8 protein-coding genes are annotated in these 12,878 nt (G+C 37.1%); 2 read left to right on the plus strand and 6 right to left on the minus strand.

What is annotated here, in order from left to right:
* Positions 1-752: 752 nt before the first annotated feature.
* Both ACFIKR_RS07375 and ACFIKR_RS07380 read left to right on the plus strand, forming a co-directional pair.
* Positions 753-4,418, plus strand: coding sequence for a right-handed parallel beta-helix repeat-containing protein (locus ACFIKR_RS07375; RefSeq protein WP_375659404.1), 3,666 nt, complete (start codon positions 753-755; stop codon positions 4,416-4,418).
* A 126-nt stretch (positions 4,419-4,544) separates the two neighbouring features.
* The gene (locus tag ACFIKR_RS07380; RefSeq protein ID WP_375659405.1) at positions 4,545-4,667 is read left to right on the plus strand and encodes a hypothetical protein; all 123 of its coding nucleotides are present in this window, start codon (positions 4,545-4,547) and stop codon (positions 4,665-4,667) included.
* Positions 4,668-5,515: 848 nt separating this feature from the next.
* Here ACFIKR_RS07380 and ACFIKR_RS07385 read toward each other — a convergent pair.
* The 6 genes from ACFIKR_RS07385 to ACFIKR_RS07410 all read right to left on the minus strand — a co-directional run bounded on the left by ACFIKR_RS07385 (position 5,516) and on the right by ACFIKR_RS07410 (position 12,871).
* Positions 5,516-6,298 (minus strand): ABC transporter ATP-binding protein, encoded by a 783-nt coding sequence (locus tag ACFIKR_RS07385; protein WP_375659406.1) that lies wholly within the window; start codon positions 6,296-6,298, stop codon positions 5,516-5,518.
* Positions 6,285-7,169, minus strand: coding sequence for an ABC transporter ATP-binding protein (locus ACFIKR_RS07390; RefSeq protein WP_375620438.1), 885 nt, complete (start codon positions 7,167-7,169; stop codon positions 6,285-6,287). Before ACFIKR_RS07390 ends, ACFIKR_RS07385 begins: the two co-directional genes overlap by 14 nt.
* Entirely contained in the window at positions 7,162-8,091 is a 930-nt protein-coding gene (locus ACFIKR_RS07395; protein WP_375653873.1) for an ABC transporter permease, read from the minus strand. The genes ACFIKR_RS07390 and ACFIKR_RS07395 overlap by 8 nt, the downstream gene beginning before the upstream one ends.
* A 2-nt stretch (positions 8,092-8,093) precedes the next feature.
* On the minus strand, positions 8,094-9,167 hold the full coding sequence (locus ACFIKR_RS07400; RefSeq protein ID WP_375659407.1) for an ABC transporter permease: 1,074 nt from the start codon (positions 9,165-9,167) through the stop codon (positions 8,094-8,096).
* Positions 9,168-9,279: 112 nt separating this feature from the next.
* A complete protein-coding gene (locus ACFIKR_RS07405; protein WP_375659408.1) occupies positions 9,280-10,881 on the minus strand; it encodes an ABC transporter substrate-binding protein in 1,602 nt (533 codons plus the stop codon).
* Positions 10,882-11,245: 364 nt separating this feature from the next.
* Positions 11,246-12,871, minus strand: a complete 1,626-nt coding sequence (locus ACFIKR_RS07410) for an ABC transporter substrate-binding protein (protein ID WP_375659409.1) — start codon at positions 12,869-12,871, stop codon at positions 11,246-11,248.
* Between the last annotated feature and the right edge of the window lie 7 nt (positions 12,872-12,878).

Below are 12,878 nucleotides of genomic sequence, written 5' to 3' on the forward strand. Positions count from 1 at the left end.
TAAGCTATCAACAAAGGCTTCAGAAAACTGGTATAAGTGGTGCAAACTTTTCAGGTGGAATACGCTATCAGTTTTAAAGCAAAGCTGTAACAAGAAGCGTATTGCTATTCTGTAAATTTTATCAAAAAAGGCAGCACAATATGCTGCTTTTTTTGTATATTAAAGCCGTCTTTCTCTTTTCAAGGACCTCTCTTCTCTTCATGTGAAAAATACAGCGCAGAATATTCTTCTACGAAACTTATTCAATCAGATACAATAAACATAACAAGAATCCTCAACAAATTTATGCGATACATTCAAGAAGAATGCTACGCTTTGTAAAAACACATCAAGCAGTATTCTTTATCTTAAACAGAAAACGCGTTTTAAATCCAAAATGAGGAAACTTTTTTCATTTTTGCTTATTGCTCTCAACTGCGCTTGCCCTCCCCTTTTTCTTTAATGCGGAAAAAATTGTAACCGATATTATGCGCCTTCAACAAAAATCTACATAAGCTAAAATTCACTTCAAATATTGTTGCTGAATATTCATTTATATTTATAACAAATATTTAATTATTAAATAATAAGCAAAAAATAATTATTATTTAATAATACATTTAAATTTAATATAAATTATATACTTTAATTTGACAGGTAAGAATAAACAAAATAGGCTGAATCAGTTATTTTATTGAAGACCATCTATTTTCACTTCTTTTTATGAAGTCGGCGGAAAAATGAATGTTGGGGGCTTTAAAAGGAGTGGACTAATGCCTAAAAAATTTTTTCTATCCTGCACAGCAATTGTGGCAGTTGTACTGTCTGCTATCCATCTTAATGCACAAGCTAAAAATCTTGAAATTTCAGAAAGTAAAAAAGAAGTTTCCAACGAAACCTATGAAATTATTCACGCAAAAAAAGGCGGCCAAATTATCGGCAAGCATTTGACGATAATCGGAAACAAAAAAACAAACACCAATATAAGCACAAATACGCACGCTATAACAGCTGAAGGTTCTAACACTGCGATTGAATTACTGGATGGTACAACCATTAAAGGAACTGATTCTAGCATTTTCTCCGGTCTTGTAGCAAAAGATGGTGCTACACTAAAAATGACTGGGGGAACTATTACAGTTTCCAACACTGGCGCTAAGTTCTTGAACAGTAAGAACGCTGAAAACAAGCTAAAAGATATAATAATATCAAGTGGAAAAGGTAAAGCACCACTATCCGGTGGTGTATTTGCGTACAACGGCAGTCAAGTCACTTTAGAAAATGTAAAAGTGACTAAGGCAATGAATAGCGTTACTGCAAATAATAAATCTGAAATCACGATATTGGGAGGATCATTTGATGCCACAAAGGCAGCAATATCTGCTTACAATGGCAGTCGCGTAACTCTAACCAACAATGTTCAAGCTACATCATCTCATGGCACTGGACTTCATGCAACAGATTCAGAAACCACAATCGAAATGACGGGAGGAAGCGTAATCACAGAAAAAATGGCGTTGGTTGCAGAAAACGGTGGACATATCAAGGTCACGGATGTTGCGTTAACAGCGACGAATGATAAAATCGGAACAGTTGTCGCCGGCGGTCCGAACAGCATGATTGAATTGCATGGGAATACAACAATTAAGAATGCTGTAGTCGGGCTTCATGCACAAAACAGTGGAATGATAAAAATGATCGGAGGGACCATTACAGCTTCTGAAACCGGTGCTGGTTTCTACAATAGTAAGAGCGATAAAAACAAGCTAGAAAATGTGAAAATATCGAGCAGTAACGATAAAGATCCTAAAATCACAGGAATAGGTGCCGACAAGGAAAGTAAAGTCACTTTAGAAAATGTAACAGTTACGCAGGCAAAAAGCGGTATAGCTGCGAATAATCATTCTAAAGTAACGGTTTCTGGAGGATCATTTGAGGGGAAAACCGTAGGAGTATACGCTGGAAACGGTAGTAACATTACTTTAACTAGTAGTAAAAAAGGCAATGTGCAAGTTACATCATCATCATCGAACAGCAAAGGACTCTATACAAATGGTTTACATTCTACCATCACAATGACGGGGGGAACAGTAACCGGAGAATTAGCATTAAATGCAGAAAACGGTGGGCATATTAAGGTCACAGATGTTTCTCTAACAACAACAAATGGCAATGGGGGAGGTGCAGGAGTTGATAGCAATAATAGTATGATTGAATTATATGGAAATACAACGATTAAGAATGCTACTGTCGGGCTTTTGGCAAGTAATGATGGCGTAATTAAAATGATAGGGGGAACCATTACGGCTTCTGCAACTGGTGTTGGCTTCGTGAACAGTAAGAGCACCGAAAATAAACTAGAAAATGTAATAATATCAACCGGTAAAGATAAAAATTCAGGCAACGGAATACGTCTAGAGAAAGAAAGTAGACTCACTTTAAAAAATGTAAAAGTGACTCAAACAGGCAACAGCGTAATTGCAAATAATCGTTCTAACATAACAATCTCTGGAGGATCTTTTGATTCAGGCTATGCAACAATATGTGCTCAAAACGGCAGCAGCATCACCTTAACGGACAATGCTCAAATTACGTCATATGATGAAGCAGGACTCTATGCACAAGACTCAAAATCCACGATTATAATGACAACAGGAAGTGTGACAGGAAAATATACAGCCTTAGAAGCAGATATAGGTGGCCATATTACGGTTACAAATGTTGCTTTAAAAGCAACTAATAATGGCAGTGGTGTAGCTGCTGGTGCAGCTTCCTCTGGCTCTAACAGTGTGATTGAATTGCTTGGAAATACAACGATCAGTGACGTTAAAATCGGAATTGATGCGCAAAACGATAGTACAATCAAAATGATCGGAGGAACAATTACTGCTTCCGAATCTGGCGTTCATTTGTTAAAAAATAAGAGCAATAACAAACTGAAAGATGTAACGATATTAAATAGTAAGGACAATGCACTACTGATCAACGCAATAATTGCAAGAAGAAGTGCCATTACTTTAGAAAATGTAACCGTTCCGCAAGCAATCAATAGCATAATTTCAGATAATGGTTCTCAAATAACAGTTTCTGGAGGATCATTTAACGCAGAAGGTGCAGCAATATCTGCCATAAACGGCAGTACCATTACTTTAACTGACAATACTCAAATTACATCATCTGACGACGCTGGACTCTATGCAAAAGACTCAAAATCTGTCGTTACTGTAATGGGAGGAACAGTGCAAGGTAAAACTACTGCATTATCTGCCGAAAATGGTGGACGTATTAAAGCCACTAATGTTACTCTAATAACAGCAGATAGCAACGGATCCGGTGCGGAAAGCCAGGATGTTGGTAGTTTAGTTGAATTATATGGCCATACAACGATTAAAAATGCTGAGATCGGACTTTCTTCAGAAAATGGCGGGATGATTAAAATGATCGGAGGAACAGTGATTGCCGAAAATAGTGCATTTGTTGTAAATAATAATGGACATATTGATGTGACAGATGTTTCTGCCACAGCAGAAGATAGAGGTATCGCATTTGAAAAATCTAAGAACAATAAAGCATCAGAAATCAATTTAACCAATACAAAACTTCACATTAAAAATGGTACTGGAATTAATGCAAATGAATCAATTGGTAAAGTCAATCTCAAAAATTCAGAAATCCGTGCCAATGTTTTATTAGTAACCGAAGCTTCAACGAAAAAAAATGATTTTACTTTTACACTAAACGCCGATCACTCCATCTTAGACGGCAAAGTGAGCACCGAAAAAAAATTCAAAACAATCTTTGATTTGCAAAACAATACGAAATGGACATTGAAAACAAGCACAAATAAAAAAAGCCAGAACGAACAACTGCTTGATATTGCTCAAAGAGTACGTTCTGATATTTCTGTCCTTAACATCAATGACAGCTCTATTGTTTTTGAAGAGCCAACAGAAGATCATTATCACACGTTGCACATAGGATCTGGCAGACCAAATACTAAAAAAGTCTACAATGCTACAGGAAAAGCAGAAATTCATTTCAATGTCGAATGGAGTGATAGCGCTGCCGTAAACAAACAAAAAGCTGACCATCTTCTGATTCACGGTGATGTTTCAGGGACTACACTGATTTATATCACTGGACATTTAGAAAAGAACAATATTAAAGCAGACACTTCTGCTCTTACCAGTGTACGTGGTCATTCACTCATTCAAGTTTCTGGAAAAGTAAATCAAAACTCTTTCAAACTTGCAAAGGGCTATATCACAATAAGTGGTTCACCTTATAAATATATACTGAAAGCTTATGGACCAAAATCAAACCAGAGTAAAACAAATACTGAACAAAACCTTTTAGGAGAAAATAAAAATTTTTGGGATTTTCGCTTACAACCAGTACTGCTTGATAGCGACTCAAAAGTAAAAAACACCGTGCCATAAATACAAACTCTTTGATCATGCCCACAGTGCTCTCTTGTATGCTGGATTGACCGATATGGCTAAGCAAAGTGCAACTGTTAGCCAATATGTGAATATCTGTCTTAGGGAAAGAATAAGGCAAACGGAATGGCTTCTTCTTATACGCCTATAGAAAAACAGGAACCTTATTTTTTGATAAGTAGTGCTCCTAGTAAATATGGTTATAGCAGTGCTAATCTTCGCTATGCTGGCTCTACAAGGAGCTGTTAACTTTGTCGCGCTAGGACAAAAAATACCTACAATACATTTTGGTCTTATAGGAACCTATGGACAACTCTCTTTCACTCCAAAGAATATGCAAGACAGCAAGTAAGAGCATATTGAATAAATGGTCACTTCACTCACCGCCTATGGCGGTATACAGCCGTGACAGTGGTTTTTATCTTGGTACTCTTTTACCCTATGAAATCCTAAAAGAAGATATCATCGATGCCATCATTGACAAAACCGCAAAATTGAAATCAGCTATTAGCAACAGCTTAAAAAAAAACTGGTATATCCGAAGCAAATTTTTCAGGTAGAATACGCTATTAGTTTCAAGACAAGACTGTAACAACAGACGTATTGTTATCTCTATATACTTTATCAAAAATGGCAACATAATATGCTGCCTTTTTTTTATTCATAAAATCTGTTTTTCTTTCAAAGAACCTCTTTTTAAGAATAAAAAACAACAAAAATAGTTGAATCATTTTCATGTACCATTGAAAAATTTTCATAACAGCTTCTTCTTTTGCAAAGAATAAAACTTAGCATTATTAATCACCTATTATTTTTTACAAGCTTAATGCTCATCTACAATGAAAACTTCTAAACATACATTTATAATCAACAAACTATACAAAAAATACATAATGCGCGTTATGAGTCATGCAGATGACTCATAACGTTGTGCGCCTAATAAAGTGAAAAATATGAGAGCTAAAATTTCTCTCAATAAATTATATCGATAAGATTTCACACTATAAAAAATACAAAAACTCTCTATTACAACAAAGATACTAAATACTTCTCGAAACCTAAAACAGAAAAATGTATTTTCTCTTTTGAAAAATCGATCATACTCTTTGCTCTCTATGGACAATAGGCTCTATACTTGCTTCAAAAAACGCCTTTGTATAATCGTGTTGCGCATGTAAATTACGTAATTCATCATTGCTAAGCTCTTCAAGAATAATCCCTTTATGCATAATTCCAACACGTTCACAAATATGTGCAACAACAGCAAGATCATGGGATACCATCAAATAAGTAAGCTTTTTTCTCACGCGCAACGATTTCAACAAGTTTAAAATTTCAGCCTGTACCGACACATCCAATGCAGATGTTGGCTCATCAAGCAACAAAACCTCTGGCTCAATAATTAAAGCACGTGCAAGAGCAATACGCTGACGCTGCCCCCCAGACAGCTCATGAGGATAACGATAAAGAAATGAAGAATCTAAACCAACGGAATCTAAAGCATCCTCCACCCGCTCCTTTTGATTATCCATCCCATGGATTTTAAGAGATTCAGAAAGAACCGTATGGACCATTTTTCTTGGATGAAGTGAAGCATAAGGATCTTGAAAAACCATTTGAATACAGCGTAAAAAATCCTTACTTCTTTTCTTTTCGACTTCTTGCCCAGCAAAAAGGAACTTTCCACTATAATCTGGAATAAGCCCCACCAATGTATTCAAAATTGTTGATTTTCCACATCCGGATTCACCAATCAAACCATAAGCTTCACCACGCTTAATATGAAAATTAACATTTTTAACAACTGTTACTGCCTTATGCCTATGACCAAAAGTTACAGATAAATTAGAAACATCAATAATATTCTCACAATTTGTCATGAGGAACCTCCTCAACACCATTAACAATCGTAGGATTATATAACCAATCAGGATCACGCTCAGGAACAGCCAAAACATCAACAGGATTATCAAGCCGTGGCAAACTCGCGAGCAATGCCTTCGTATAAGGATGACAAGCGTGAGACAAATCAGAAGCAGGCAACTCTTCTAACACACGGCCTGCATACATCACCAAAATACGATCACAAAAATCAGCAATCATATTCAAATCATGACTAATGAAAATAAGTCCCGTTCCAGATTTTGTCACAAGTTCATCTAATACAGATAAAACTTGTCGTCTGACCGTAATATCAAGTGCAGATGTTGGCTCATCGGCAATAATTAAATCAGGTTTTGGAATGAGCATCATTGCAATCATCACACGCTGCCCCATTCCCCCTGATATTTCATGAGGAAATAGGCGCATCACATGTTCAGGATCACGAATATGAACAGATTCTAACATAGATATAGTCCGTTCCTGCGCTTCAACTTTTGAAACGCGGTAATGAATACGGTAAGCCTCCATAATCTGCTCACCAATCCGTATTAATGGATTAAGTGAATATTTTGGGTCCTGTAAAATCATTGAAATACGCTTCCCGCGGATTTTTCGCATCTGAGGTTCACTTGCGGTCAATAAATCAACATCCTCAAAGCGCATTTTTTTAGCTTTAACAATGGCTGCTCTTGGACTTAACCTTAGTATTGCGCGCCCAGTCATCGATTTTCCAGATCCGGATTCACCAACAATTCCAATTTTTTCTTTTCCAACAGAAAAACTAACGCCACGCACAACTTCTGAAATACCGCGCGTTGTAGGAAAAGAAATACGTAAATCTTCTACTTCTAATAATTTATTACCCATTGCGTGGATCCAATACATCACGAAGACCATCACCTAAAAGGTTGAAAGCAAGACTTGCAAATAATATTGCACAGCCTGGTATTGCCGCCAACCACCAATTTGTCATCATAAATTCCCGACCTGAAGAAAGCATCGCACCCCATTCAGGACTTGGAAGTTGAGCTCCCAACCCTAAAAAACCAAGACCAGCAGCCGTTAAAATAATTCCCGACATATCTAAAGTTAATCGTACAATCACTGAAGGAATACACATGGGCGCAACGTGAAACAAAATAATTCGCCAAGCAGAAGCCCCTTGCAAGCGAACGACAGAAACATAATCAGAAGAACGTATTGTCAAAGTCTCAGCACGTGCTAAACGTGCGATTGGGGGCCATGCTGCAATTGAAATTGCAATAGAAGCATTTTCAATCCCTGGTCCCAATGCGGCTGAAAATGCAAGAGCTAAAATCAAACCTGGAAAAGCAAGAAAAATATCGACAATGCGCATGAGCACAGTATCAACCCATCCGCCCATATAACCAGATACAGTTCCAACAATAAGCCCTATTGGACCTACAATAACTGTTGTAAGAAAAACAACATAAAGAGTAATACGGGAACCAAAAACAAGGCGACTAAAAATGTCACGTCCTAATTCATCTGTTCCAAAATAATGCGCCATAGAGGGTGGCTGCAACCGATGCCCTAGATCATTGCTAAGAAAATCATGCGTAGCAATCCAAGGAGCAAAAAATGCACATATGATAATAATACAAATAATAAGCAGACCGAATACAGCCGAAAAGTTATGAAAAAACTTAACCAGTGCGTGATAAATTCTTTGTATGTTCGCTTGAATTATGGAGCTTGGAACAGGGTCGTTTAACCAACCGCCAAAAAAAGATGATGATTGCGATTTATGATGATTACTTACTGTCATATTCAACGTGTCCTTGGATCAAAAATGCGATAAAGCAAATCAGAAAATAAATTAATGGCGACAAAGATAAATCCTACAAGTAAAGTACACCCTACAACTGCATTCATATCTCCGGCTAAAAGAGCATTTGTCAAGTAATGTCCAAAACCAGGCCAAGCAAAAACTGTCTCCGTTAAAACAGCCCCTTCTAATAAAAAAGCATAAGAAAGCGCAACAACGGTAATAACCTGAACAGCAGCATTCTTAAAGGCATGTCCCCATACCGTTCGCGCCCACGATAAACCCTTTACACGTGCAGTAATGATATATTCCTGATTAAGCTGCTCAATCATAAACCCACGAGTCATACGGCTAATATAAGCCATAGCACCGAAAGCTAAGATCAAAGCAGGCATAATAATGTGACTAAAAACATTACCAAAAGCCTCCCATTGTCCTTGGCTTGCAGTATCCCAAAGGAAAAATCCTGTTTTTGCTTCGAAAGAATATTCATAAAGAAAATCAATACGTCCTGGACCACCAACCCAGCCAAGCTTGGCGTAAAATATTAACAAAGCCATTAACCCGAGCCAAAACGTTGGAGTAGAATAACTTACAAGTGTAAAAACACGAACAACATAATCAATAAATGAATCGCGATACATTGCTGCAAAAACACCAAACGGAATTCCAAGACTTGTGCCAATAACAATCGCAACGGTTGCAAGCTCTAATGTTGCAGGAAATACACGCATAATATCAGATAGAACAGGACGCCCAGAAGTTAAAGCATCTCCAAAGTCAAAGAAAAATACATTATGAAGATACTTCCAATATTGAACAATCAACGGCTTATCAAGACCCAGCTTATAATACATTGCATCATAAGCTTCCTGACTGATATTATCACCAAGAATAGACAGAACTGGATCTAGAGGAAGAAGATGACCAAGAAAAAAAGTGATCGTCACCAATCCAAGCAATGTGATAAAAACTGAAATAAGAAGTTTCAATCCTTTGCATAAAAAATCCCATAAAAATAATCTTTTCTGCTTTTCTGATACAGCTCTTTCAGTCTCTGAAAGTGGCAAAACCATTATAACAATCCCCTCTGTAGCGACAAAACATAAAGCAAATACCTTTTTTTATATAACGAAACAACCTCTTATTAAGCATGTTCTACAATCCTTCTCTATAACATGCTTCTTTTTATTTTTCTGCTTCATTGTAATAAAGTCTATAACTGTTCCAAATCCATTTTTTGACATCAGGTCCCATACCAACGGTATAATATGTCTGAAATAAATAAACCATAGGACCATGCTCTAGCACATAATGCTGTAAAGTACGATATTGCATGATACGCTTATTGGGGTCTTTCTCAAACAAAGCATCCATCACCATTTTATTGATATTTTCATCATAATACCCAGCGCGCCAAGCCAAATACATATTGTGCTTTTTTGTAAATGTTGGATCAGGATTAAACACGTGATTTAATGAAGCAGGATGTCCATCAGGATCGGCACTCCCCCACCCCATAATAGCAGTATCATAATTTCCACCACGTACACGGCTCAACAATTGATTTTGTGCCATTTTTTCAATTGTCAACTCAACACCAACTTTACGTGCATTGGCTTGAATAGACTGTGCAACAGACGACATATAACTAAGGCTTCCAACTAAAAGATTAGCTTTAAAACCATTCGGATAACCAGCCTCAGTAATCAACTGTTTTGCTTTTTTCAAATCCAACTTAAAAGGCAGACCTTCTTTTTCATCCAAAGCACCAGGAACACCCAAGGACATATAAGTTGCCCGCGGAATAGCAATCCCCTTCAAAACAGTTTTTCCTAGACCTTCATAATCAACTAAATAACGAAGTGCCAATCTGACCTTTTCGTTTGCAAAAATTGCATTCTTATTATTTAATGATAGATAAATAATCTGGGGGCGCAAAACACGACTAATTTTGACTGGGCCTCCCTTTTTTTCAAGATCTAAAATATCCTCTGAAGAAAGATCACGCGCTATATCCACATCACCTTTTTCCAAAAGAAGTCTTTGACTTGATGAATCTGCTACGTGCTGCACAACAATCTTCTTAATTTTAGGCACATCGCCCCAATAATGCTGTGTAGCCTCTAATACAACTTTATCTCCTGGAGACCAGCTCACCAATTTATAAGGTCCAACACAAGCCGAATGTGTCGCTAAATATTTATTCCCCATATCCCCATCAACACTCTTGGCTTCAATTGTTTTCCGATCAAGCAAAGCAGAAGCATAAGATTGTCCAATAACAGTCAATATGAGCTGAATAGGATAGGCTTTATCTAATTTTAATTGCAAAGTTTTATCATCAAGAGCCAGAATATTTGTTTCAACATTGTTTTTAGTAAACCCATAATCCATTAAAGATTGGGCATAGCTCAATCCTAATTTAATAATCCGTCGCATCGACCATACCAAATCTTGCGCCGTTGCTGTTCTTCCATCATTAAACTTTAAATCATCACGAAGATGAAAAACTATTCTTTTGCCATTATCTAAAACATCCCAAGATTTTGCCATAGCAGGGCGAATTTTTGCAGGATCATGCTCATCATATTGCACTAACGCGCTACAAATATTCGTCAATAATTCACTCGTCACAACTTCAACAGTTTGCGCTGGGTCAAAACTACTCATTGAATCAATATTCCATGCCATCACCAATATATCTTTAGATGAAGCACTAAATGCTGATGCTATAGCCCCATTTAAAAAAGCTGTTATGCCTAATAAAATAGAAATTTTTTTCAACATTTTTTTCCCATTATATTTTTATACCTTTTCACACATAGCCGTTGTGATTTTGTTCTTTCATCTTTTAAACAGCATAGTACCAAACATCAATTTCATTTAATCAAACTAAGCATCTATAAAATAATTCTCTCATACGTCAATCTATATTCGGAATACAGAGAATCTGTAGCTACAAACAAAGATCCTCTCCAATATAACTTTCTATATTCCTCCCTCCTTAATAAACAACCTCCATCACATACAGCACAAACATCCCTCACTGTTTCATCCTTTAAAAAACTGAAGGACTTTTATGTGAAAGAATATTTTCATCATGCAATTATGATCAAGCTATTTTTACCTTTGACAACACGAAAAGACACTCTTATTTTTCAATTGCACTATAAAAAATACGCGGTGCACTATTCCAAACCCATTTTTTGATATCCGGTGTCATCGCTATAACGCTATATTGCTGGTAAATAAACGCATAAGGTCCTTTTTGCATAAGTTCACGTTGTAAATTAGCATATATTTGCGCCCGTTTTTGCGGATCTTTTTGAAACAACGCATCTTCAACTTTTTGATTCATCTGGGCATCAAAATATCCATGCTTCCAACTAGGATAGGCAGTGTTTCTAGCCTCAAACCGATTATCTGGATTATAAACAAGACGTGAAGCCATTGTATGAGGATCCGCAGAATCATTATTCCATCCGACAAAAGCCGTATCAAAAGCCCGTGCATTCACTTTTGAAAACAACTGTGTACCTGCTACACGTTCAATTTTAAGACGCACCCCTGCCTGCGCAGCACTATCTTGGAGTGACTGAGCAAGTAATAACGTATAAGGAGTGTTCGATACGAGAAAATTTGCCTCAAATCCGTTCGGATAACCGGCCTCTGCTAAAAGATGCTTGGCTTTTTGAATATCAAGCTTAAAGGGTTGTCCTTCTTTTTCATCCAAAGCCCCAAAATTGCCGAGAGGAATAAAACTTGCCCGTGGAATACCAATCCCCTTGAGAAGCTTCTTGCCAAGACCTTCATAATCTATAAGATAACGCATCGCCAAGCGCACTTTTTCCTTAGCAAAAATCGGATTCGTCGTATTGAATCCCCAATACATCATGGTTGGCACCAACACTTTTTCAACTTTAACATCTGTTGTTTTTTGCAAATCTGCAAGGTCTTCAGGTGTCAAATTACGAGCAACATCAATATCATGTTTTTGCAATAACAAGCGCTGTGTTCCTGGCTCCGCAACATGGCGAATTAAAATCTGCTTTAGTTTAGGTACTTGCCCCCAATAATGAGAGCTTGCACGCAATAAAATCGCTTCTCCAGGACGCCAACTTTTTAACTGATAAGGACCAACGCAGGCAGCATGAGTTTTCAAATACTGATTTCCCAAATCACCATTTTTTTCGTGTTTCATGATCGTCTTACGATCAAGCAAAGCTGTTGCACGACTCGCAACAACATTATTCAGAATGAGCTCTGCTGGATAAGGCTTATCAAATTTCATCACCACTGTTTTCTCATCAAGAGCTTGCAAAGCTTCATCAACATTTTGTTCTGTAATTCCATATTCATTAAAAATTGCTGCATTAGCCATCTGCAATTTGACAATCCGCTTCATACCCCAAACAAGATCATTGGCATTGGCTGATCTACCATCGTTAAACTTTAAACCATCGCGCAAATGAAAGGTAATCACCGTACTGTGATCATCACCTGAAACATCCCAATGCGTTGCTAAAGACGGAACTATTTTCGTTGAATCATCTGTCGCTGTACTGACCAAATTATCACAAACATTTCCAATAATTTCACTTGCATAAACATCATTGCTTTGGGCAGGATCAAACGTACTGATTGCATCAAGATTCCAAGCCATCACAAGAGTATTAGCCGGTGTTTTTGCTGAAACCTGTTGTACAACTACCCCCAGTGCTATAAAAGCAGCAACAAAAGAGCTGCTACTTTTCAATATTTTTTTCTTCAAGTTCATAAATGTT

It is taken from the genome of Bartonella sp. MR30HLJHH (assembly GCF_042194195.1).
Taxonomy (GTDB): domain Bacteria; phylum Pseudomonadota; class Alphaproteobacteria; order Rhizobiales; family Rhizobiaceae; genus Bartonella; species Bartonella grahamii.